This is a genomic window from Pseudomonas cuatrocienegasensis (genome assembly GCF_900110925.1).
Lineage (GTDB): Bacteria > Pseudomonadota > Gammaproteobacteria > Pseudomonadales > Pseudomonadaceae > Aquipseudomonas > Aquipseudomonas cuatrocienegasensis.
Genome location: NZ_FOFP01000013.1, coordinates 88,238 through 111,426, shown reverse-complemented (window position 1 = coordinate 111,426; position 23,189 = coordinate 88,238). Strand labels below are relative to the sequence as shown.

At 64.1% G+C, this 23,189-nt stretch carries 21 protein-coding genes; 5 read left to right on the top strand and 16 right to left on the bottom strand.

The genetic code is table 11. The annotated features are described in order from the left end of the window. Positions 1-593: 593 nt before the first annotated feature. The 3 genes from BMW49_RS17530 to BMW49_RS17520 form a co-directional block, all read right to left on the bottom strand. Entirely contained in the window at positions 594-1,223 is a 630-nt protein-coding gene (locus tag BMW49_RS17530; RefSeq protein ID WP_069518852.1) for a response regulator, read from the bottom strand. After that, entirely contained in the window at positions 1,220-3,025 is a 1,806-nt protein-coding gene (locus tag BMW49_RS17525) for a PAS domain-containing protein (RefSeq protein ID WP_069518850.1), read from the bottom strand. Before BMW49_RS17525 ends, BMW49_RS17530 begins: the two co-directional genes overlap by 4 nt. 391 nt (positions 3,026-3,416) lie before the next feature. Then, positions 3,417-4,613: a class I SAM-dependent rRNA methyltransferase gene (locus BMW49_RS17520; protein WP_069518848.1), complete on the bottom strand. Its 1,197-nt coding sequence runs from the start codon at positions 4,611-4,613 to the stop codon at positions 3,417-3,419. A gap of 346 nt (positions 4,614-4,959) precedes the next feature. Between BMW49_RS17520 and BMW49_RS17515 the strand changes: the two genes are divergently transcribed. From BMW49_RS17515 to BMW49_RS17505, 3 genes are all read left to right on the top strand, one after another. After that, positions 4,960-5,772, top strand: coding sequence for an HDOD domain-containing protein (locus BMW49_RS17515; protein WP_167362816.1), 813 nt, complete (start codon positions 4,960-4,962; stop codon positions 5,770-5,772). 75 nt (positions 5,773-5,847) lie between these two features. Beyond that, positions 5,848-6,660, top strand: coding sequence for a bifunctional DNA-formamidopyrimidine glycosylase/DNA-(apurinic or apyrimidinic site) lyase (gene mutM, locus BMW49_RS17510; protein WP_069518844.1), 813 nt, complete (start codon positions 5,848-5,850; stop codon positions 6,658-6,660). A 178-nt stretch (positions 6,661-6,838) separates the two neighbouring features. Next, entirely contained in the window at positions 6,839-7,177 is a 339-nt protein-coding gene (locus BMW49_RS17505; protein ID WP_069518842.1) for a multidrug transporter, read from the top strand. 118 nt (positions 7,178-7,295) lie between these two features. On the opposite strand, the gene BMW49_RS17500 is transcribed toward BMW49_RS17505, so the two are convergent. The 7 genes from BMW49_RS17500 to BMW49_RS17470 form a co-directional block, all read right to left on the bottom strand. Next, positions 7,296-7,724, bottom strand: coding sequence for a hypothetical protein (locus BMW49_RS17500; RefSeq protein WP_069518840.1), 429 nt, complete (start codon positions 7,722-7,724; stop codon positions 7,296-7,298). Between the two features lie 96 nt (positions 7,725-7,820). Then, positions 7,821-9,509, bottom strand: a complete 1,689-nt coding sequence (ggt, locus tag BMW49_RS17495) for a gamma-glutamyltransferase (protein ID WP_244168370.1) — start codon at positions 9,507-9,509, stop codon at positions 7,821-7,823. A 2-nt stretch (positions 9,510-9,511) separates the two neighbouring features. Continuing rightward, a complete protein-coding gene (locus BMW49_RS17490) occupies positions 9,512-9,763 on the bottom strand; it encodes a YfhL family 4Fe-4S dicluster ferredoxin (RefSeq protein ID WP_069518838.1) in 252 nt (83 codons plus the stop codon). Positions 9,764-9,927: 164 nt separating this feature from the next. Beyond that, on the bottom strand, positions 9,928-10,410 hold the full coding sequence (coaD, locus tag BMW49_RS17485; protein WP_069518836.1) for a pantetheine-phosphate adenylyltransferase: 483 nt from the start codon (positions 10,408-10,410) through the stop codon (positions 9,928-9,930). A gap of 84 nt (positions 10,411-10,494) precedes the next feature. Continuing rightward, on the bottom strand, positions 10,495-12,090 hold the full coding sequence (locus BMW49_RS17480; protein ID WP_069518834.1) for a GMC family oxidoreductase: 1,596 nt from the start codon (positions 12,088-12,090) through the stop codon (positions 10,495-10,497). Between the two features lie 141 nt (positions 12,091-12,231). Further along, positions 12,232-12,777 carry a twin-arginine translocation pathway signal protein gene (locus tag BMW49_RS17475; RefSeq protein WP_069518832.1) on the bottom strand — a complete coding sequence of 182 codons (546 nt, stop codon included), beginning with the start codon at positions 12,775-12,777 and terminating at the stop codon, positions 12,232-12,234. 55 nt (positions 12,778-12,832) lie between these two features. Then, entirely contained in the window at positions 12,833-14,278 is a 1,446-nt protein-coding gene (locus BMW49_RS17470; RefSeq protein WP_069518830.1) for a coniferyl aldehyde dehydrogenase, read from the bottom strand. A gap of 327 nt (positions 14,279-14,605) precedes the next feature. Here BMW49_RS17470 and BMW49_RS17465 point away from each other — a divergent pair, with 327 nt between their 5' ends. Then, positions 14,606-15,265: a TetR/AcrR family transcriptional regulator gene (locus BMW49_RS17465; protein WP_069518828.1), complete on the top strand. Its 660-nt coding sequence runs from the start codon at positions 14,606-14,608 to the stop codon at positions 15,263-15,265. A gap of 1 nt (position 15,266) precedes the next feature. Here BMW49_RS17465 and BMW49_RS17460 read toward each other — a convergent pair whose 3' ends face one another. The 4 genes from BMW49_RS17460 to BMW49_RS17445 are packed head-to-tail and all read right to left on the bottom strand — an operon-like array spanning position 15,267 to position 19,927. Then, positions 15,267-15,740, bottom strand: a complete 474-nt coding sequence (locus tag BMW49_RS17460) for a response regulator (RefSeq protein ID WP_069518826.1) — start codon at positions 15,738-15,740, stop codon at positions 15,267-15,269. 4 nt (positions 15,741-15,744) lie between these two features. Further along, on the bottom strand, positions 15,745-18,096 hold the full coding sequence (locus BMW49_RS17455) for an ATP-binding protein (protein ID WP_069518824.1): 2,352 nt from the start codon (positions 18,094-18,096) through the stop codon (positions 15,745-15,747). Next, positions 18,093-18,758: a response regulator gene (locus BMW49_RS17450; protein ID WP_069518822.1), complete on the bottom strand. Its 666-nt coding sequence runs from the start codon at positions 18,756-18,758 to the stop codon at positions 18,093-18,095. The genes BMW49_RS17455 and BMW49_RS17450 overlap by 4 nt, the downstream gene beginning before the upstream one ends. Then, positions 18,755-19,927, bottom strand: a complete 1,173-nt coding sequence (locus BMW49_RS17445; RefSeq protein WP_069518882.1) for a sensor histidine kinase — start codon at positions 19,925-19,927, stop codon at positions 18,755-18,757. Before BMW49_RS17445 ends, BMW49_RS17450 begins: the two co-directional genes overlap by 4 nt. Positions 19,928-20,110: 183 nt before the next feature. Here BMW49_RS17445 and BMW49_RS17440 point away from each other — a divergent pair, with 183 nt between their 5' ends. Further along, on the top strand, positions 20,111-20,614 hold the full coding sequence (locus BMW49_RS17440) for an SgcJ/EcaC family oxidoreductase (RefSeq protein ID WP_371850870.1): 504 nt from the start codon (positions 20,111-20,113) through the stop codon (positions 20,612-20,614). A gap of 1 nt (position 20,615) precedes the next feature. Here the strand turns inward: BMW49_RS17440 and BMW49_RS17435 are convergent, their stop codons facing one another. Continuing rightward, positions 20,616-21,599: a hydrolase gene (locus BMW49_RS17435; RefSeq protein WP_069518817.1), complete on the bottom strand. Its 984-nt coding sequence runs from the start codon at positions 21,597-21,599 to the stop codon at positions 20,616-20,618. Positions 21,600-21,602: 3 nt separating this feature from the next. Continuing rightward, positions 21,603-23,102 carry an RNA-binding domain-containing protein gene (locus tag BMW49_RS17430; protein WP_069518815.1) on the bottom strand — a complete coding sequence of 500 codons (1,500 nt, stop codon included), beginning with the start codon at positions 23,100-23,102 and terminating at the stop codon, positions 21,603-21,605. Between the last annotated feature and the right edge of the window lie 87 nt (positions 23,103-23,189).

Sequence of the window (23,189 nt, the reverse complement as noted above, 5' to 3'; positions counted from 1 at the left end):
TCGAGCTCCTGCTCGCTGCCGGCCAGCAAGTTGAGCAGGGTGTGGTTGTCGTACTGGGCGCCGGTACCGACCGCGGTATTGATACGCTCAGCCAGGTGGGTGAAGCGTTCGCTGAGGGCGTCAATGGCGGTCTGGGTGTGCTGGCGAGCTGCATCAATCTGTTGCGACCAGATGGGGGTGACCGCGCGACAGAGGTCGGGTAGCCCGTCGACCTGGGGCTCGGCTCCCTGAGCGCAAGCCTGCTCCATGGCGTGCTGATGCGCCTGCTGGAGCGCGTGCGCTTGGGTGGCGGCGGCACGATGCAGGCAAAGGTAGACCAGTATGCCCGGCAGTAACGCACTGGCCAGCCAATAGCTGGAGGGCAGCCCTGTCAGCCAGAGCAGTAACGCGCAGCTTGCACTGGACAGCGCTGTGGGTAACCAAAGAGGGATGGAAGCAGGGGCCGGGTTTGTCACGTTCACACTCCATTGAACAGCAGGCCCGTCTGTGCAGGGCTGAGCGGCTGTTCTCAGAGTGGCGCTTGGAAAGAAAGGCGAACATCGGCTGATTCCGATGACAGCCTCGGAGCATCCTGCTTTTTTGTAGGGATTCTCCTACTCTGCCAGCCCCTGGGCCAGGGCGTACTTGATGATGTCGGCGTTGCAAGCAAACCCCATCTTTTCCATCAGACGGGTTTTATGGGTGCTGACGGTTTTGTTGCTGATCACCAGTTGCTCGGCCACCTGATTGACACTCAGGCCCTGGGCCAGCATGCGCAGGATCTGGAACTCACGGTCGGACAAGTTCTTCAGGGCATTCTCGCCGGGCGAGGTGCTGGCAAAGGCCAGCTGCTCGGCAATGCGTGGGTCCAGGTAGCGTCCGCCGCCGGCCATCTTGTGGATCACGGCAAGCAGGGTTTCCGGGTTCTGGTCCTTGGTCAGATAGCCACTGGCTCCGGCGCGCAGTGCACGCTGCGCGATCTGCGGTTCGTTGTGCATGCTCAACACCAGAATCGGTAGCTTGGCATGATGGGCATGCACCCGAGCGATCAGGTCTTCACCACTCAAACCAGGCATGCTCATGTCCAGCAACAGCAGGTCGACCGCTTTGTCGCGTAGCCGCTCAAGCACCTGCCCGCCGTTTTCCGCCTCGGCCACGACGTGCAGGTGGCTGTCGAACTCGATCAGTTGTTTGAGGCCCCCACGCATGATGGCGTGGTCGTCGGCGATAAGGACGCGTATCACAAAACCTCCTGGGGCACGCTGACGGGGAACGTCGCTTGTACGGTGGTGCCTTGTCCGGGGTAGCTGAAGATGACGACCTCTCCTCCCAGGCTGATGCCCCGTTCACGCATGCCGGTCAAACCCAGCGAGCGATTGCTGACGGATGCTGTGTTAAAGCCGCAGCCGTTGTCGGTTATGTCCAGTTTGTAGATGTCATCAAGCCGTTCCAGGCTGACCTCCGCTCGGCTGGCACCGGAGTGCCGCGCAACGTTATTCAGGGCCTCCTGTACCACGCGGAATGCCCGAGTCGCCTGGTCGTCGGCCAGAACTGGCTCGTCGCAGTGGGTGGTGAACTCGCAGGCGATTTGAGCGTGTTGGCGGAACTCGCCAATCAACCATTCCAGGGCCGGATACAGGCCCATGTTCAGGGCTGCAGGGCGCAGGCTAGTGGCGATTGAACGAACCACCTGAATGGTTCGATCACATAACGCCATGAGGTGTTCAACCTTATCGCTCAGGCCGGGGGCCTGTTCGCCGAACTGCAGGCGCAGCATCGAGATGCCCATGCGCAGAGCGGTGAGATGCTGACCCAGCTCATCATGAATTTCCTGGGCAATCAGCTTGCGCTCTTCCTCGCGGGTGGACTCGCGGCGGCTGGCCAGTTCGCGCAGTTGCTGATTACTTTCGGCAAGACGCCGTTCAGCCTTACGGATATCCGTAATATTGCGCGCCAGCGACAAGACGCTGGTGACTTCGCCGCGGGTGTTGTACTCGGCGACCAGTTGTACGAGGTAATGCTGTTGCTGATCCGGCGGGCCATCGACCCCGTGGATCAGCTCTTCCTCCATTGACGTACCACTGTTCGCCACGGCCTGCACCATGTTGGCCCAGGTATCGATCTGAGAGTTATTGCCAAAGGCATAGCGGGCCGAGCGCCCCTGCGCCTGACTCAGTGGGCGCAGGCTGAGCGCTTCAAGAGCTGGGTTGGCGTAGAGCAGGCGGAAGTCTGGCGTGAGGCGTCCGATCGCATCGTGGGTGTTTTCGATCAGGGCTCTGAACTGGCTTTCATTGTGTCGCAGGGTGATCGCCATGCGCTGCTGGTCAGTGACATCCTGGATCAGGACCAGGCTGTACCCACGGCGGTCATAGCGGAAGCGGTTGAACTGCACCGAGACATGGTAGCCCCTTGCATCGGCCGGATGGGTCAGCTCCAGGGAGAGCTTTCGCTGCATATCAATGACTTCGCGCAGGTCGTCGTCACTGTGCAGGGCCAATGGCGGCAGCGCCTGGGCAATCCCTTGGCCCAGTAAATACTGCCTGGCTTGCCCCAGCAGGTGGCTAGCAGCGTCGTTGAGGTAGCGGATAGACAGTTGATCATCAAGCAGCAGCACGCCGTCAGAGGTGTAATCCAGGGCAAAGCTGAGTAGATAGACCTGCTCGGCCCGCGCCTGGTTGGTCGGCGGTGGTTCCAGGCGTGCCAGGTAATGACTGGTGGCGTTTTCGGCTGTGGACACCGGACAGAGGTTGAGGCGGAACCACAAATAATCTGCATCCCACTGCTGTACGCGCATTTCGCCGCAGGCAACATCCTGTTGCAGGCGCTTGGCCTTTTCCAATGCCTCAAGGCAGGGGCTTTGGTCCTGGGGGTGCAGCAACTCGACGAGGGGTTTGCCGAGCAAGGCATGCGGCGCGTATTTAAGCTGCTGTGTCAGTGCCGGGTTGGTGTATTGCAGCCGCCCTTCAAGGTCGAGCAGTGCCATTCCCAGTGGTGCGGAGTCGAAAACCGCGCGGAATAGGGCGGCATCCTGTGAATAATCGCCCATGCTCCCTCCTCCTTAAGTACCAGACGAATGAGTATGGGTCAGTTTTAGGAAAGCGCTGGGAGCCTGGCGGCGAATGTCGGCAAAGGCGCGGGCTTTGGCCGAAACGCAGCCCTGTCATTCATGCGTCCGTGCAGACGGGGTGAACGCGGCGGACCTGGCCCGCCCTCAGTCAGGGCGGATCAGGAGTGTGACCACTGGGCGCGCATGCGCCGGGGCGGGTGAAGAACCTAGGAGCCTGTAGGACTTGACCGTTCGTAGCGAGGGAAAGATCGGTTTGCGACAGTTTTGCTGCTTTACCGAGGCGAATAGCAAGCTATTTAACGAGGGAAAGCAGCAAAAATGACCAAATCCGGCTTTTCCGCAGTAGAACAGTGTTAAGTCCGACAGGCTCCTAGCTGTTGGGCAGCAGGCGCACCGTCAGGCTCTTGATGTAACGGGTCTCGGCGATGGCCGGGTGCACCGGGTGGTCAGGGCCTTGAGCGCCGCGTTCGAGCAACTGGATATTGCGGTCCAGGTGGCGGGCGCTGGTCAGCAGGATGTTCTGCAGGTTGTCTTCTTCCAGGTGCATGGAGCAGGACGCGCTGACCAGGATGCCGTCCTTGTTGAGCAGGCGCATGGCTTGCTCGTTGAGGCGGCGGTAGGCGGCCTCGCCGTTCTTCAGGTCTTTCTTGCGTTTGATGAAGGCGGGCGGGTCGGCGACGATCACGTCGAAACGTTCTTCGGCAGCCTTGAGCTGCTTGAGGGCTTCGAACACGTCGCCTTCGACGCAGGCAACCTGGTCAGTCAGGCCGTTGAGCGCGGCGTTGCGCTCGACGCCATCCAGGGCGAAGGCCGAGGCGTCCACGCACATTACGTCGCTGGCGCCGAACGCGGCGGCCTGCACGCCCCAGCCGCCGATGTAACTGAACAGGTCGAGCACGCGTTTGCCTTTGACGTAGGGCGCCAGGCGCGCGCGGTTCATGCGGTGGTCGTAGAACCAGCCGGTTTTCTGGCCGTCGATCACCGGGGCCTCGAATTTGACGCCATTCTCTTCCAGGGCGACCCATTCCGGCACCACGCCAAAAGCGGTTTCCACGTAACGATTGAGGCCTTCGGCATCGCGGGCCGCCGAGTCGTTCTTGAGCAGGATGCCGCGGGGTTTGAGCACCTGCACCAGGGCGGCGAGCACGTCATCCTTGTGCTGCTCCATGGTCGCGGAGGCAATCTGCACCACCAGAATGTCGAAGAAACGGTCAACCACCAGACCTGGCAGCAGGTCGGAGTCGCCATACACCAGGCGGTAGCAGGGCTGGTCGAACAGGCGCTCGCGCAGGGACAGGGCGACGTTGAGGCGGTGTACCAGCAGGGACTTGTCCAGTACGTGCTGGGTATCGCGCGACAGCAGGCGCGCGCAGATCAGATTATTCGGGCTCATGGCCACGACCCCCAGCGGCTTGCCGCCGGCGGCCTCGAGGATCGCCTGGGCGCCGGGGGCAAAAGCACCCAGGGGCGTAGCGGCGACGTCGATCTCGTTGCTGTAGACCCACAGGTGACCGGCGCGCAGGCGTCGATCGGCGTTGGCTTTCAGGCGCAGGCTGGGCAGGGTCATGGGATGGCTCCGAAAAAAGAGCGGGAGTATACCAAAGCCCATGAGTCTGGGCGCAGCGCCTGCTCAGACGGTCAGGGTGGCGAGGCTAGCCTGTTTAGTCTTTAGCCGTAGGCGCGCGCTTTGTTCTTCTCTATTGCTTGGGTCTAGGTAGAATCCGTTTACTAGACTGAGAATGTCCACACGTCGTGCCGCGGCAACCGTGCAAGCAGAGCGCATGGTTGCATTCCATGAACCTGCGCAGTTTTTCGTCAGCAGCCTTTAAACTGAGCCTTTCTACGTGCAGTCGCCGACTATGGAACACGAACTTACCGCCGAACAGATTCACAAGGTCCTGCAGGGCATCAGCGTGCCGCCGCAGCCGCAGATCATGGTCGACCTGCAGATGGAGCAGGTGATGCCTAACCCGGACCTCAAGGCGATCGCCAAGCTGATCAGCCAGGATCCCGGGTTGTCGGGTGCGCTGCTGAAGATCGTCAACTCGCCGTATTTCGGCCTGGCCAACAGGGTCAGTTCGATCCAGCGGGCGGTGAACCTGCTCGGCAGCCGTTCGGTGATCAACATGGTCAATGCCCTGTCGATCAAGGGCGAGATGAGCGACGAAACCATCGTCACCCTCAACCGCTTCTGGGACACCGCCCAGGACGTGGCCATGACCTGTCTGACCCTGGCCAAACGCATTGGCAGCGAAGCGGTGGATGAGGCCTACACCCTGGGGCTGTTCCACAATTGCGGCATCCCGCTGATGCTCAAGCGCTTTCCCAATTACATGGCCGTGTTGGAAGAGTCCTATGCCAGTGCCAGTGCTGAACGGCGCATTGTCGATACCGAGAACCGCCTGCTCAACACCAACCATGCGGTGGTCGGCTATTTCACCGCCAAGTCGTGGAACCTGCCGTTGCACCTGTGCGATGCGATTGCCAACCACCACAACGCCCTGATTATTTTCAGCGATGACAGCCCGCGCGATGCACCGCTGAAGAACCTGCTGGCGATCCTCAAGATGGCCGAGCACATTTGCCGTTGCCACCAGATCCTCGGCGGCCAAGCAGTCGACCACGAGTGGCAAAGCATCGAGCAATTGGTGTTGGAGTACGTGGGGCTTTCGCAGTACGACTTCGAGAACCTGCGCGAGAGCATCCGCGATCTGGGCGCCAACTGAGGCGCCAGCGCACGTTCCCGGCGCCGCCGCTTGCTGCTACTGTAGCCGCCCGCCGTCTGCCCCCTGACTACCACCATGCCTGAACTGCCCGAAGTCGAAACCACCCGCCGCGGCATTGCCCCTTACCTCGAAGGTCAACGCGTAACCCGCGTGATCGTGCGCGAGCGTCGTCTGCGCTGGCCGATTCCCGAGGACCTGGACATCCGCCTGTCCGGGCAGCGTATCGAAGCGGTCGAGCGGCGCGCCAAATACCTGCTGATCCGCGCCGAGAGCGGCAGTTTGATCAGCCATCTGGGCATGTCCGGCAGCCTGCGTCTGGTCGAGTGCGGCTTGCCTGCGGCCAAGCACGAGCACGTCGACATCGAGCTGGAGTCGGGTCTGGCGCTTCGCTACACCGATCCACGGCGTTTCGGCGCGCTGCTCTGGAGCCAGGCGCCGCTGGAGCATGTGCTGCTGAGCAAGCTCGGTCCCGAACCCTTGACCGATTTGTTCGATGGCGAGCGATTGTTCCAGCTGTCGCGCGGTCGGGCGATGGCGATCAAGCCGTTCATCATGGACAACGCCGTGGTGGTCGGCGTCGGCAACATCTATGCCTCCGAGGCGCTGTTTGCCGCCGGTATCGACCCACGGCGTGAGGCGGGCACCGTGTCGCGGGCGCGCTATGTAAAGCTTGCTGGCGAGATCAAGCGCATCCTCGCCCATGCCATCGAGCGCGGCGGCACCACCCTGCGCGACTTCGTCGGGGGTGACGGTCAGCCGGGTTATTTCCAGCAGGAACTGTTCGTTTATGGCCGTGGCGGCGAGTTCTGCAAGGTCTGCGGTAGCACATTACGTGAGGTCAAGCTGGGCCAGCGTGCCAGTGTCTATTGCCCGCGCTGCCAGCGCTGATTGGCCGCTCGGCTCGCCAAGAGCACGGGTCGTCCGCGGTGGGGTAGTGCAATCGCCGGTGTTTCAGGCTAAAACGGCGGTATACGTGTTTCTCGGCGATTGACGGGCGTCACGCTGACATTTGCCAAGGCGCTGTTATAGTTACTGGCACGCCACCTCCGACCTCAAGGATTCCGCCATGAAACTGTTCCGTTCGACCGCTGTTGTCCTGGCGCTGACCACTGGCTTGCTGGCGCTGCAGGCGCAGGCGGACGTGGCGCAGCAGAATACCAGCGGTGATCCCGCCTACACCGTCGAAGCGCCGAAGGCGTACTCGATGATTGGCGACCTGGTGATCGCCCGACCATTACTGATCGGTGCCACTATCATTGGTGCGGCAGCCTTTGTGGTCAGCCTGCCGTTCACTGCGCTGGGCGGTAATGTCGGCGAAGCCGGTCAGGCGCTGGTGGTCGAGCCAGGCCGTGAAGCCTTCGTACGTTGCCTGGGCTGCACCACCAGCGGTTATCAGCAGAACTAAATTGTCCGCTTAGGCGGCTGGTACAAAAAACGCCGCGGTTCCGAGAGGAGCGCGGCGTTTTTTATTGGCTAGGCCCGAGTTGGCTGTTGCACCTGCGCAGGGGCGAACGACCTGTGCCTCAGTTGTAGCGGTATTTCTTGTCGATCTTGCGCTTGGCCAGGGTGTACTGCGCCATGGTCAGCTCGCCGGTGGCGAGTGCGCTGTCGAGTTCGTCCATTTCCTTGGACTGCAGGCTGGCCACGTGTTCCTTGGTGGCGTGGTAGTTGATGGTGGTCGAGGCGTCATAGCCGCTGATCGGGTCCCAGAGAATCGACAGCGGCCAGAACAGCAGGTTGACCACACCAAAGCCATATTCACGGCCGTAGAACGAGCCGCCGCCTGGCAGCAGGCCCAATGCCGCGCCCGCGCCGGGGTTCTTTTCCTCGACGACCATCCCCTTGGATTTGAAGTAGGCGTATTCGGATTTCTGGTAGGAGTTCAGGCCGCTGGCGCAGCCGGTAGTGAGGGCGATCAGGGTCGCGGCAAACAGCATTCGCATGTACGGCATGGGTATTCCTTACGACTGTCCATAGTAATCCTGCCGCGCCCAGGAGGCGCGGGGCGCGCAGGCTAGCATGGGGTGTGGCGCTGTGCCAGTAGGTCGTTAGGGGGTGACCACAGCGGTGCCGATACCGCGCGGGTCGCTGGCTGCTTCGACCTGATTGTCGCGCTTGTTCCAGCGCAGCACCTGCTGGTTGCCGTAGGTGCGTTCGAGGGCCTTGAGGGTATAGCCGCGGGCTTCCAGGGCTTGGCGCTGCTCGACGCTGAAGGTGTCCGGCTCGTGCTCGATCACGTCAGGGCGGAACTGGTGGTGGTAGCGCGCCACGGCGGGCCATTGCTCGATGGGCTGCTCATCCAGATAGGCGAGGATCGACAACAGCACCATGCTCGGAATGCGGCTGCCGCCCGGTGTACCGAAGCTGGTGAAGGCCTCGGGGCTGTCGATAAAGGTCGGGCTCATGCTCGACAGCGGGCGCTTACCGGCAGCGATGGCATTGGCGTGGCTGCCGACCAGGCCATAAGCGTTGGCACCTTCGACATCGGCGGCGAAGTCGTCCATCTCGTCGTTGAGCAGCACGCCGGTGCCCGGCACGGTAAAGGCAGCACCGAATGGCAGGTTGATCGACAGGGTGGCGGCCACCGCATTGCCCTGGGCGTCGAGCACCGAGAAGTGGGTGGTGTGATCGCCTTCATGGATGCCGGGCGCGGCTTCCAGCTGGTCGCTGGGCGTGGCGCGCTCGGGGTCGATGCTCCGGGTCAGGCTGTGCAGATGCTCGGGTGTCAGCAGTTGCGCGGTCGGGTTGCGCACGAAGTCCGGGTCGCCAAGCAGGCCGCGGTCACGGTAGGCGCGGCGCAGGGCTTCGACCACGTAATGGGTGCGTTGCACCGGCGCCGCCTCGCGCCAGGGCAGCTCTTGCAGCATCAGCAGACTTTGGGCGATGGCCAAGCCACCGGCCGACGGTGGCGGGGCGCTGATCAGCTCGCGCTGTTCATTCAGGCTGACCCGCAGCGGCTCGCGCTCGACCACCTGGTACTGGCGCAGGTCGTCGAGCTGCCAGATGCCGCCGGCGGCACGCACACCTTCGACCAGGGTCTTTGCCATTGCCCCGGCATAGAAGCCAGCATGGCCGGCCTCGGCCAGACGCTGCAGGGTGGCGGCCAGCTCGGGTTGGCGCAGCAGGGTGCGTTCGGCCGGCACTTCGCCGTCGGTTAGGAACAGGCGGGCGCTTTCGGCGTCATCGCGCAGGGCGGCCAGGCGCCAGGTGGCGCGCTCACGGTAGACCCGGTCGACGGTGAAACCGTCGCGGGCCAGGCGGATGGCCGGGGCCAGGCTGTCGGCCAGGGGCAGGCGGCCGTAGCGTTCGGCGAGGTGGACCAGGGCGGCGGGCAGGCCGGGGATCGCGGCGGCCAGGGCGCCGTTCAGCGACAGCTCGCGCTGGACCTTGCCGTCGCGGCGGTACAGGTCGGCATCGGCGGCCAGGGGCGCGCGCTCGCGGGCATCAATAAAACGAAAGGCCGGGGTTTCGCCGGCTTCACGCAGGAGGAAGAAACCGCCGCCGCCCAGGCCCGAGCCGTAGGGCTCGACCACTGCCAGGGCAGCGCTGATGGCGACCGCCGCGTCAAAGGCGTTGCCGCCTTGGGCCAGGGTTTCTTCGCCGGCCACGCTGGCGGCGGGGTGGGCGCTGGCGATAGCGGCCCGACCAGGTTGCTGCTGTGCCTGGGCGACGAAGCTGAGTACCAGGCACAACGCGCCTAGCAACAGGTGCATGGACGGCTGCCGGGTATGCATCATGGTTACGCCTTGCCGGTGATGATCAGGTACTTGTGCATCAGCTCATCCTTGCTCTCGACGTTGTTTTCGTCGAGGGGGATGCAGTCCACCGGGCACACTTGCTGGCACTGCGGCTCGTCATAGTGGCCGACGCATTCGGTGCACAGGTTGGGGTCGATCACGTAGATTTCTTCGCCCTGGGAGATCGCCGCATTCGGGCATTCGGGCTCGCAGACGTCGCAGTTGATGCAGTCGTCGGTGATGATCAGGGACATGGAACAACTCCTGTCGAGGCGTGGGCCTCGACACTGGCAGACAACGATGGCGCGAATTGTGCCGGATTGCTGCGGGTTGTGCCATGCAACCCGGATGTACAGGCTTTTGTGCGAGGCGCTTGAGCTGCGACAGTCGCCGCTCAAGCGCCTCCCACGAGTGGGCTTCAGCTCTTGCGAAAGCGCTCTTGCAGGGCGTCGGCCACGGCGGGGTGGACGAACTTGGTGATATCGCCGCCGAGTGCGGCAATTTCACGGACCAGGGTCGAGGAGATAAACGAATACTTTTCCGACGGCGTGAGGAACAGGCTTTCCACGTCCGGGGCCAGTTGGCGGTTCATGTTGGCCAGCTGGAACTCGTACTCGAAGTCCGACACCGCACGCAGGCCACGCAGAAACACATTGGCGCCCTGCTCCTTGGCGAAGTGCGCGAGCAGGGTGGAGAACCCCATGACCTCGACGTTGGGCAGGTGGCTGGTCACTTCGCGGGCCAACTCGACACGTTGCTCTAACGGGAACAGCGGGTTCTTTTTCGGGCTGGCGGCCACGGCGATGATCACGCTGTCGAACAGGCGCGATGCGCGCTCGACCAGATCGCCATGACCCTTGGTAATAGGGTCGAAGGTGCCTGGGTATAACACTCGATTCATCGTGACGTCCTGGCCGGGTCGTGTGGGAGTCGGATGGTAGCGCAGCGTGCCCCGCCGGCCAAGTCAGGCGGATACCCGGTTGACTCACCCGTGCGACAGGCGCGCGGCCAGGGCGCTGGCCAGCTTGGCGGTCAGGCCGTAGACCGACAGCTGCGGGTTGGCGCCGATGCTGGTTGGGAACAGCGAGCCGTCGTGGATCGACAGGTTGCCGAGCTGATGGTGGCGGCCGAGGCTGTCGGTGACCGCCTGGCGCGGGTCTTCGCCCATGGCGCAGCCGCCCATCACATGGGCGCTGCCCAGGCGCGTGCGGTACAGCGTCAGGCTGAGGTCATCGATCAGGCGGGTCGCCTCGGCCAGGGTGTTAACGTAGCCCGCGTCACTGTGCATCGGCATCACCGCCTTGGCCCCGGCGGCGAACTGGATCTCGGCCATGCTGTGAAAGGCGCGGCGGATGCCGTCCCAGGTGTAGTCGGTCATCGGGTAATCGAGCACCGGGCTGCCGTCGCCACGCAGCTCGACACGGCCTTCGGCGCTGTCGGGGTGGAAGCCGTCGCGCATCAGCGCCAGCATCACGTTGGTGTTGGGCAGTTGCTCCATGCGCAGGGCGTTGTCGACGCCGAAGTGGCCGAGCAGGGTGGCCGCGATGGCCGGTTGCAGGGGCGGCACTTCGAGCTTGTAGGAGAGCGGCCCGGCGGTGCCGGCATGCCATTGAAAGTGGTCGGAATAGACCGACTGCGGCGCGCCGTAGAAGGGATTGATCACCTGCTCGAACAGCGCCGCCGAGAAGTTGACCAGGTGCAGGTAGGTGCGTTTGCCGGTGCGCTGGTGCGGGTCGGGCGCGCCTGAGCGCAGCAGCAGCCCCGGCGTGTTGATGCCGCCGCCGGCGAGCACGTAATGCCGAGCCTTGACGGTGATGGTACGACCCGTGGGCGCCACGCTGCGCGCATCCATGGCGAGGCATTCGATCCCCGTGACCTGCTCGCCGCTGATCAGCAATTTGTTCGCGCGCGCCAAGTACAGCAGCTCGCCGCCTTTATCCAGAGTCGCCGGAATGCTGGTGACCAGCATCGACTGCTTGGCGTTGACTGGGCAGCCCATGCCGCAGTAGCCGAGGTTCCAGCAGCCGCGCACATTGCGTGGGATTGTCTGCCAGCTGTAGCCGAGCTTGTCGCAGCCACTGCTGATCACCGCGTTGTTGGCGTTTGGTGGCATGGCCCAGGGTGCGATGCCCAGGCGTTGCTCCATGCGCTCGAACCAGGGCGCCATGTCCTCGGCGCTGTGGCCTTTGACGCCGTGCTCGCTGGCCCAGTGTTCCAGGGTCGGAGTGGGTGTACGAAAGCTTGAGGTCCAGTTGATCAGGGTGGTGCCGCCCACCGCACGGCCCTGCATGATGGTGATGGCGCCGTCCTTGCTCATGCGGCCGATGCCTTCCTGGTAAAGCTCGGCGTAGGCCTGTTCTTCGAGCATCTTGAAGTCGTCGCTGGTCTTCAGCGGGCCTTCCTCGATCAGCAGCACCTTGAAGCCGGCCGCGCTGAGAATTTCCGCCGTGGTAGCGCCGCCCGCGCCGCTGCCGACGATGGCCACATCGGCTTCCAGGGTCAGGTCGTGGTCCAGGCGCGAGCCGTCGTAGGTTGTCCAACCGCTCGCCAGGCCTTGCTTGAACAGATCGGGTACGGGCATTTGAGGCTCTCTTTCTTATTCTGGCCGGTTCTGCGGCGGGCTAGTGATGCGGCTACTGGTTAGGCCTGTAGGGTGCGCCGTGCGCACCAAAAAACAGGTTCAGCCGGTGCGCGCGGCGCACCCTACGGGATCGACGCGCCGTCAGACGGTCGGTGGGCCGGGGTAGCCGCAGTGCGCCCACGACTCGGGGCGGCTGTACCAACTCATCATCACCAGTTGCAGCAAGGAGGCATGGCCCATCTGCAGCAAGCCAATGGAACTGTTCTGCCAGCGTGCGAGAAACGCCCGAACATCGGCGGCCGAGGCCTGCTGCCAACTGCCCCAGACGCCGGTCAGCGGGCCGCGGGTGAGGGGCAGGGCGAGCACGTCGAGCAGTTGCACGGTCAGCTTGAGCAGTTCCGGCGACAGGTGATTAAGGCTGTAGTCGAGGCCTTGGAGCGTGGCGCTGACAGCCGCCGGCATCTGCGCAGGCGGTACGGCGCCCTCGAGCATCACCGGGATCAGCGCCTGAAGAAAGGCCAGGTCGGTTTCCCGGATCACCGCAAAACCGGCTTTGGGCGTGCTCGCCGAGCAGCCACTGAGGGTTGCGGTCAGCCCGGCGGTACCGAGCAGCGCAGTACCCAACAGGCCGACCCTGAGCAGGTTACGCCGCGACAGCTGGGGCAGAGCAAAAGTGGTGTCGTGCATTTTATTGTTATCACCGATGCAGGCGGCTGCCCTGGCTAGCCAGGGCGCACCGCAATTAACGGACGAACAGCTTGTACACCAGCTTTTGCAGGGCTTTGCCGTAGGGTGGGTAGATCATCCGGGCGGCATTGAAGCGCTGCTTGATAAACACACCCTTGGCCTTGCTGAAGGTCAGAAAACCCTCATGGCCGTGGTAATGGCCCATGCCGGACGGGCCTACGCCGCCGAACGGCATGTCGTCCTGGGCTACGTGCAGCAGGGTGTCGTTGAGGCATACGCCGCCAGAGTGGGTCTCGTGCAGCACGCGCTGTTGTTCGTCCTTGTCGTAACCGAAGTAGTACAGCGCCAACGGCCGGTCGCGCTCATTGATAAAGGCGAAGGCATCTTCCAGCTTGTCGTAGGGGATGACCGGCAGCAGCGGGCCGAAGATCTCGTCCTGCATGACCTTCATCTCATCCGTCACGTTCAGCAGCACGGCCTGGGGCATGCGCCGGCCCTGGGCTGCGGGGTACAGCGGGATGATGGTCGCGCCCTTGCTCTCGGCGTCCTGCAGGTAGCCCTTGAGGCGCTGCAGCTGACGCTGGTTGATGATCGCGGTGTAGTCCGGGTTGTCCGCCAGTGTCGGGTAGAAGCGCTGCACCGCGTCGCGGTAGGCCTCGACAAAGCCCTCCAGACGGTCTTTGGGCACCAGCACGTAATCCGGTGCCACGCAGGTCTGGCCGGCGTTCAGGGTCTTGCCGAAGGCGATGCGCTCGGCAGCGTCCGTCAGCGGTACGGAAGCCGAAACGATGGCCGGTGACTTGCCGCCCAGCTCCAGGGTCACCGGGGTCAGGTTCTCGGCGGCGGCGCGCATCACATGCTTGCCGATGCTGGTGGCGCCGGTAAACAGCAGGTGGTCGAACGGCAGTTTGGAGAAGGCCATGCCCACATCCGCTTCGCCGAGCACCACACTGACCAGGTCCTCGGGGAAGACCTTGGCCAGCAGGTCCTTGATCAACTGCGAAGTGGCCGGGGTCGACTCGCTCATCTTGATCATCGCCCGGTTGCCGGCTGCCAGGGCGCCAACCAGCGGGCCAATGGCGAGAAACAGCGGGTAGTTCCACGGCACTATCACCCCCACCACGCCCAGTGGTTGGTAGATCACCTTGGCCGAGGCCGGCATAAATTGCATGCCGACACTGCGCCGCGACGGCTTCATCCACTTCTTGATGCGCTTGGTCGCGTAGTGGATGCCGTGCAGGCTGGGCATCAGCTCGGCAAGCAGGGTTTCGTCGGCGCTGCGGTTGCTGAAATCCTCGGAGATGGCGCGGATAAGCGCCTCGCGCTCAGCGCTGAGCAGCTCGGCCAGGGCCTTGAGCCAGGCGATGCGCTGCTCGGCGGCGGGCAGGGGGTTGGCCTTGAACGCGAGGCGCTGGCGGGCAAAGGTATCGGCCAGTTGGCTGAGCTGCTGTTGGCTCTGTTGCAGGCTGTTTTCCAGATAGGCGACGTCGGCGGCGGCCATGGTCCAGCTCCTCGGCATTGCGGCAATGCAGGGCGTCAGGCGGGCTGCGTCGCTGCAAAAAAGGGTGTGCTGGATTTTTAGAGCAATTACTCTAATCTGTCAAATGCGAGGCGGCCACCACCTGTCAGAGGCGTCTGGGGAAACACCTCGGCTGCTTTAGCCTGTACCTGTGCTAGGGTCTCGCATCAAATGTCAGCCGGCGTGGGAGGGGCTTTAGCCGCGACACTTTCAGCGCTGCAAGATCTATCGCGAATAAATTCGCTCCTACAGAGTGCAACAGATGATTGGTGTCGCGACACTAGGCTTTTGCAACAAGAACGAGCCGTTATGCCAGCCCCACTGAAAACCCGCGAGCGCATCATTCAGGCCAGCCTGGAGCTGTTCAACGCCCAGGGCGAGCGCAGTGTCACCACCAACCATATCGCCGCTCACCTGGGTATTTCGCCGGGCAACCTGTACTACCACTTCCGTAACAAGCAGGCGATCATCGCCGAGCTGTTCGCCGTCTATGAAAGCCAGGTCGACACCTTTCTGCGCCGCCCCAGCGGGCGCGCCCTGACCGTGGCCGACAAGACCTTCTACCTCGAAGCCCTGCTCGCCGCGATGTGGCACTACCGCTTCTTGCACCGTGACCTGGAGCACCTGCTCGAAAGCGACGCCGAGCTGGCCGCGCGTTACCGGCAGTTCGCCCAGCGCTGCCTGGTGCAGGCCCAGGACATCTACCGTGGTTTCGTCGAGGCCGGCATTCTGCTGATGGATGCCGCGCAGATCGAAGCGCTGGCGCTCAACAGCTGGATCATCATGACCTCCTGGGTGCGTTTCCTGGGCACCTCCCGCGGCAGCTCGGACGACCTTAGCCAGGACATGCTGCGCCGCGGTATCTATCAGGTGCTGGCGCTGGAAGGCGGCTATATCACCCCCAGCGCGCGCGAAGCGGTGGAGGCGTTGTACGCCAGGCTGCATGTGCCGCTGGCGCAGGTGCTTTGAGCTAAGACCCTAGCCCCACAGGCCTGGCCCGCAGGGGTGGGTGGTCGGGTTGCAGGCGGCGTAACTGGCGGTAGAGGGCGCGGGTTTCGAGCAGGTTCCATACCCGCAGCAGGGTTTCGATGGCGTCCAGCGGTTTGCTGATAAAGTCCCGCGCGCCCAGGGCCAGGGCGCGCAGGCGGGCTTCGCGGGTGGCGTCGGCGGTAAGCACCAGGATTGGCAGGTAGTCGTCGGCGGGGATGCGCCGCTGCAGCTGTTCGAGTACGGCGAAACCGTCGAGGCCGGGCATGTGCAGATCAAGGATCAGCAGATCCGGCTCGAAGCTGCTGAACAGGGCCAGCGCCTGGGCCGGATCGGTGCAGCTGAGTACATTGTGCAGGCCTTCGCGGGCCAGTAACTGTTCGACCAGCTCCAGGTTGGCGGGCTGGTCGTCGATCACCAGAATGCGAAAATCCTCGGCGGGTTCATGGCTGGCCATCGTGTTACTCCGGCTGGGTGGCCGCCGGCTGCGCAGCATCCAGGTGCTGGCGCAGGGTGGCGAGAAAGGTCGGTACGTGCAGCGGCTTGCTCAGCACGGCGGTGGCGCCGGCCTCCAGCAGCGCGCGTTGGGTCGCGGCACTGGCGTCGGCGGTAATCAGCAGCACCGGGGTGGCGGCGCTGCTGGCATTCAGGCGCAGGCGCTTGAGTACCTCCTGGCCTGATAGATCAGGCAGGTCGAGGTCCAGCAGGATCACCTCGGGACGGTGCTGCCAGGCCAGGTCCAGGCCCAACTGCCCCTGCATGGCCGAAATCACCTGCACCTGTGGCCAGCGCGACAGCAGGGTTTCGATCAGCGCCAGGCTGGACAGGTTGTCTTCGATACACAGCACGCGCAGGGGCTGCTCGGGTGGCGCTGGCAGGCTGCCCGAGGCGCTCGGCGCTATTGTGTCGGCAGGCAGTACCACGCTGCCCGCCTGCGACCGTGGCAGGGTCAGGCGGAAGGTGCTGCCCTGGCCGGGCGCGCTGTTCACGCTCAAGCTGCCATCCATCTGTTCCAGCAGGCTCTTGCTCAGGGCCAGGCCCAGGCCGGTGCCTTCGACCTCGCTGGTGGCGGCGCCCAGGCGTTCGAACGGGGTGAACAGGCGCTGCTGGTCCTCGGGCGCGATGCCGGGGCCGTTGTCGATCACGCTCAGGGCGACCTCGCGGGCGTCGGCCTCGACCTGCACCTCGACCTGCCCGCCGCGGTGGTTGTACTTGATCGCATTGGACAGCAGGTTGAGCAGCACCTGCACCAGGCGCTGGCGGTCGGCTTGCACATTGAGGGTTGCCGGCAGGTCGCCTGGCAGGTGCAGGCGGATGTCGGCGGCAGCAGCCTGGGGCGAGAGCAGCAGGCTGACTTCCTGCAGCAGCGGGCGCAGCGCCAGTGGCTCGGGGCTTAGCGCCAGGCGTCCGGATTCGATGCGGGCGATGTCCAAGACTTCGTTGATCAGCCCCAGCAGATGCCGCCCGGCACGCAAAATATGGCGGATCTGGGCCTGTTGCGCCGGCGTGCCCTTATCCATTTCCAGCAATTGGGCGAAGCCGAGGATGGAGTTGAGCGGGGTGCGCAGTTCGTGGCTCATGCGCGAGAGAAATTCGCTTTTCGCCCGGCTGGCGTTTTCCGCCTCTTCACGGGCGGTGCGCAAGGCGGCCTCGGCGTTGCGTCGGTCGGTGATGTCGCGGGTGATCTTGGAAAACCCACGCAAGGTGCCGCTGGCATCGCGTTGCGCGGTGATCACCACGTTGGCCCAGAACAGCGAGCCATCGCGGCGCTGGCGCCAGGCTTCTTCCTCGTAGCGGCCCTCGCGGGTGGCCACTTGCAGGGCGTGCGGCGGCGCCGTGTCGCGGGCCTGGGGTGGGTAGAACAGGGAGAAGTGCCGGCCAAGGATGTCTGCCTCGCGGTAACCCTTGATGCGTTCGGCGCCGGTGTTCCAGGAGGTGACGTGGCCGCTGGGGTCGAGGCCGAAAATGCCGTACTCCTTGACCCCGTCGATGATCAGGCGCAGACGTTCTTCGTTGTCGCGCAAGGCCCGCTCGCGTTCGGCCAGCAGTTGCCCGGCCTCTTCCAGGCTGGCGGCAAGCTGGCCGATTTCATCGGCGCCCGGGGCGTGGGCGATCAGCGGTTGGCCAAGGGCCAGGCGCCGCGCGTTGCGTTCGACCTGCTGCACGCGGTGCACGATACCTGTGGATAACAGCGACACGGCGAACAGCGCACCAAGCACGCCGAATGCGGCAGACAGCCCGGTGGCCAGGAGCATGCGCGAGCGCACAGCGCCGGCCTCGACATTGCGCTCATCAAGCAGGGCTTGCTCGCGTTCGAGCATCTGCTGGATCTCCAGGCGCAGGTCATCGAGTACGTGCTTGTTATCGACCAGAATGCGCGTCATCGCGGCCCTGTCTTCGCTGCTGGCGAGGGCCATGAGCTGCTCCAGACCCTGCAGCTTGATCACGATCAGCGGGCGCAGGCGTTGCAGGCTGCTGCGCATTTGCGGATCGCGTATGTCCGTATCGAGGCGCTGCAGGGCGCTGTCGATACGCTCCACGGCGCTGCGGTAGGACGGCAGAAAGTCGTTACGCTGGATCAGCAGGTAACCGCGCACGCTGGCCGCGGCTTCGGCCAGCAGGCTGTGCACTGCCTGCACGTCGCCTTGCACGCGCAGGGCGCGGCGCACATCGTCCTCGACCCGCGAGGTCTGACGTTCGGTGATATAGACCAGCACCAGGGAAATCAACAGCACCGCCAGGGGCAGGGCGATGATCACCAGGCTTTTGCTGCGCAGCGGGCGGTCGGTCCAGCGCGTTACCAGGGGCTTCACGCATGGCCCTCGGTTGGCGCCACCAAGCCCAGGGCGAGGCCCTGCACGGCGGCCTGGGTGCGGTCGGCGACGCCCAGTTTGCCGATCACCCGCTCGACATGGGCCTTGGCCGTGCCGGTGGCGATGCCGAGTTTTTCGCCGATTTCGCGGTTGGTAAAACCACCCGCGATCAGCCCGAGCACCTGGCGCTCGCGCGGGGTCAGGGCATTGCTGACGGCCGCACCGGTTTGCCCGCGCTCGACCACGCGGCGCAGCAGTTGGGCGCTGACCATGCCATTGAGCGCGCTCTGCCCGGCCGCGACCTGGCGCAGGCCGTCGATGACCTCCTGGCGGCTGGCGTCCTTGAGCAGATAGCCCATGGCCCCTGCGCTGATCGCTGCCTCCAGGTGATCGGGGCTGTCGTACATGGTGAACAGCAGTACCTTGATCGCCGGCAGGCGCTCATGCAGCAGACGCGCGGTGGCCAGGCCGTTGAGGTGCGGCATGCGGATATCGAGGATGGCGATGTCCGGATTTAGCTCGGCGCACAGCTCCAGGGCCTGACGGCCATCCACCGCCTGGCCGACGATGCAGAACTCGGGGCAGTCGGCGAGCATGGCGGCGAAGCCGGCGCGGGTCACCTCATGGTCGTCGGCGAGCAGCAGGCGAATCGGCGCGCTCATGGCTGCTCCTGGTCGGGCAGCGCCCGTGGAATCCTGGCCTGCAGGCGCGTGCCTTGGCCGGGCTGGCTGTAAAAACTGAAGTGCCCGTCGAGCAGCAGGCAGCGCTCACGCATGGCGACCAGGCCAATGCCCTGCCCGTCTGTCGAGGTGCCCTGTGCCGGCGCGATAAAGCCTTGGCCTTGATCCTCAACCTGTAGGTGGACGGTATCGCCGTCGAGGTGCAAATCCAGGCTGACCGCCCCCGCGTCGGTGTGCTTGCAGATGTTATTGATGGCCTCCTGGCCAATGCGGAACAGCGCGATCTCCACCGCTGGGCGCAGGCGTTGGGCGTCACGTTGCAACCACTGCACGGGGCGGCCGAGGGCGCGCAGGCGGTCGAGTTCGCGGTCCAGAGCCGGTGCCAGGCCAAAGTCATCCAGCAGGGTGGGGCGCAGGCCGCTGATCGCCTGGCGCGTTTCGCCCATACTGCGCTGCGCCAGTTGCAGGATCGGCGCCAGTGCTGTGCGCAGGTCGTCGTTCAACTGGCGATGTTGAGCAAAACCCTGCAAGTGCTGATGCAGACCTGCCAGGGTTTGTGCCAGGCCATCGTGCAGGTCGTAAGCCACGCGCGCACGCTCGTCTTCCTGGGCGGTCATCTGCTGGTGCACCAGCTCTGACATGCTGCGCTCGCGGGCGCTGAGGGCGTCCATCAACTGGCTGTTCTGCAGGTGCCCGGCGAGCAGGGTGGCAAGCAGTTGCAGGGCTTCGAGGTCTTCCTCGTCTGGGCAGCGCATGGCGCTGGCATTGCCCAGCAACAAGGCGCCGAAGGCTTCGCCCGACGCGGCGTAGAGCGGCAAACAGAGCGCCAGCGGCAACTCCGGTTGTGGATTTTCGAGTACCTGGGTCGCGCCCTGCCAGGGCAGGTTGGCGAGCTGTTGCTGCAGCGCCACCGGGCCGAAGCCCGCCGTGACGGCAACGCGGCCATCGGCTTGTATTTGCAGCAGGACGCCGCCATCCATGGCGCAGAAGCTGCAGGCGCGTTGCAAGGCTAACGCACCGCTTTCGGCGGCGGGCAGGGCATTGAGGGCGCGACCGCTTTCCACCAGCAGGCGCAGGCGCGCAGCGCGACTTTGCGCCTGACGGTAATCGGCGCGCAGAGCCAGCACGCTGTCGGGTGAGGTGTGCAGCATCTGCGCCTCCGCATAGTTGGGCGTCACAAGGCGCCGTAGCCTAATGCTCTGGGCCACGATGCGCATCTGCCACCTGGCATAGGCCGGCTGCCCCATCTGGCCGATGTGCAGGCGGGCCTGGGCGCGCATTCTGGCATCACGGTGTCACCCACGGCACCACCCTTAGCCGGAGACAAGACCATGTTGAAACCTTTGTTCAGTTCCTGCGCCCTGTTGTTCGCCCTGTCTGCACCGCTGGTTCAGGCCGCTGAGGCGCCTTATGTTTACACCGGCACCGCCGCAGTGCCCAGCGAGGTGCAGGATCAGCAAATCGCCAGCCTGTTCGACCGTTGGAATGCGGCCCTGCAGAGCGGTGACTCGGCCAAGGTCACAGCCCTGTATGCCGAAAACGCCGTTCTGCAGCCCACGGTATCCAATCGGGTGCGCGTCAACCATGCAGAGATTCAAGACTATTTCGACCACTTTCTGCAGGCCAAACCGGTCGGCACGATCAATATGCGTGAAATTCGCCAGGTAGGCCCTGATGCGGCTATCGACTCCGGCGTTTATACTTTCGCCCTGACCCAGGACGGCAAGGTGAGTAACGTGCAAGCGCGTTACACCTTCGTGTACCAGAAGGTCGCGGGTGAATGGAAAATCCTCAAGCACCACTCCTCGGCGATGCCGGAACAGCTCGCCGCCAAGTGACTCAGGCCAGCCCCGCCAACCAGGCGGGGATGCGCCGTTCCAGGTAGTAGTCCGGCTGCCAGGGCGTGCCGGCGACGAAGCCGACATGACCGCCATGGGCGTGCAGCTCAAGCTCGGTGCCGGGCGCCAGCTCGGCGGGTTCTGGCAGGCTGTGGCGGAACACGAAGGGATCGTCCTCGGCCTGGATCAGCAGGGTCGGTGTCTGGATGCGCCCCAGGTAGAAGCGGCTCGAGGCGCGGGCGTAGTAGTCGGCGGCGTCGGTGTAGCCGTGCAGGGGCGCAGTAATGCGGCCGTCGAAATCCCAGAAGGTGCGCATGCCGTCCAGCGGGCCGAGACGCTCAAGCACTGACAGGCGATCTGCCTGACCCTGGTCGCTGAACGAGCGCTGCTTGCCCTGCACGTAGGCGACCATCTCGCGCATAAAGTGCGCCTGGTAAACCCGCGAGAAGCCCAGGCCGATACGGTCTGCGCACTGATCCAGACGGAACGGCACCGAGACCGCCGCTGCGCCCTGCAGCTGACTATCAGCCCCGCTCTCGCCCAGGTACTTGAGCAGTACATTGCCGCCCAGCGAATAGCCGACCGCATACAGCGGCGCCATCGGCCGCTGCGCGCGCAGGTGGGCAATGGTTTCGGCAAGGTCTTCGCTGGCGCCGGAGTGATAACCGCGCGGCAACAAATTCGGCTCGCCGGAACAGCCGCGCCAGTTCAGCGCCACACTGGCCCAGCCGCGTGCCGCCAGGGCCTGTTGCAGGCCGAGCACATATAACGAACTGGATGAGCCGGTCAGGCCGTGCAACACCAGCACCAATGGTGCGTTGGCTGTTTGGGGACCGTGCCAGTCGAGATCGAGAAAGTCGCCATCGGCCAGCCACAGCCGTTCGCGCGTGCGCGCAAGCTGCGGCGGCTTGCGGCACATTGGATTCCACAGGGTCTGCAGGTGCGGGCCGGGGAGCCACCAGGCGGGTTTGAAAGTGCTGCTCATTGTTTAATCGTCCAGCTGATTCAGGTGCGCCTGCCCGGCGGGCGTCAGGCGGTATTTTTGCAGCCGGCTATTGGGTTTGTCCGGTTGGGTGTACTCGACCCGGCCAGCAGCCAGAAGCTGACGTACCGCCTGGTTGAGCGGCCCGGAGATACTCTTTTGCCCCAGTGCGCTAGAAAGACTCGCTTTGCTCGTTGCGCCACTCAGCAGGCAACGCAGTATCCGGATTTCCAGCGACTCTGGCTGTGACTCTGGCTGCGACTCTGGCTGTGACTCTGGCTGTGACTCTACCCTCGACTCCGCCCCTGCCTGGCTGGCTGCTGCGTTACCTGCCAATGGCGGCAGCATCACACTCACCCGGAAGATCGAGTCTTCACTGAGCAACGGGTCTTGCCCGCCAAAGGCACGGGCGTACTTGAACAGGTTGCGCACCCCGGAGCCCAGTTCTTCGGCCCACTGCATTTCACGGAAGATCCGGGCGATGGCCGGGTTCTTCGGCGAGGGGGCGAAGTCGTCGGGGCGCAGCAGACCCATACCGTGGGGGTTATTGCTGTTCTCGGTGGTCACCCGGTCGCGCTGGATAATCAGCTTGGCCGGAAACGGATTGAGGTATTCGCGGTGGATCAGCAGATTGGCCACCACCTCGCGAAAGATCCGCTCACGCAGGCTGACGCGCTGATCACCCTCCAGATAGAAGGGATCGGCAATATGCTTGCCGACAAATGCCATCAGCCGGTCATAGCTCTCCAGCAGGTTGGTGCGGATATCGTCGCGGTCGTCGTAACGGTCCAGGTCCTGCACCCGCAGGATGGCGTCGGTGCGGTGATGCGGCACCACGCCCAGCACCACCTCGTCGCGGCCGAACAGCAGCGCGCCGGCCATGGAGATACCTTCCTCACCGGTCTGGTAGTCGCGCTGATACAGCCGCGCGCTTTTCAGCAGCTCCAGATCATCCAGCTCGGCCCAGGGATGACCGCTGCGCTGCAGACGCACGTTATGCCGTACGCGCTCGATCAGATCGCTGCGTAGGTCGTCCAGGCGGATAAACGGGAAGATGCGGTTCTCGCTGTAACTCACCTGCTTGCGCAGATACAGCTCGCCGAGCAGCTGCGAGTGGCCGGTGATATCGAAGTCGCCATCCTCGTTACGGCTAAATACCCGGTTAGTGCAGCTATGCACCTGGGAGCTTTCCGGCACGCTCAGTACCAGCAGAATCTGCCCGTCCAGCTCCAGTTGTTCGGGTGCCAGCTGCATCGGCGGGTTGATCTTCTGCGTGTTGTGCAGGGTGTTGACCAGATCCTTGCGGATTTGCGTCACCGCTTCGGGGGCGATGCCGGTAATGCTGCCATCGTCTGCTGCGCCCAGCACCAAGGTGCCGCCGCGTTGGTTGAGAAAGGCGCAGATGGTCTCGTAGACGTCGCGGTTCAGTGCCTCGCGGGCGCGTTTGAACTCGACTGTCAGGCTTTCACCAGCGCGCAGTAATTGAGCCAGATGCTCGGGAGTCATCGCCCTTTACTCCTCAGAATGCAGACCCGCCTCAAGTGATGGTTGGGGCGCTGCCAAGCGCTCATCGCCAGGGGTGACAGATGACTG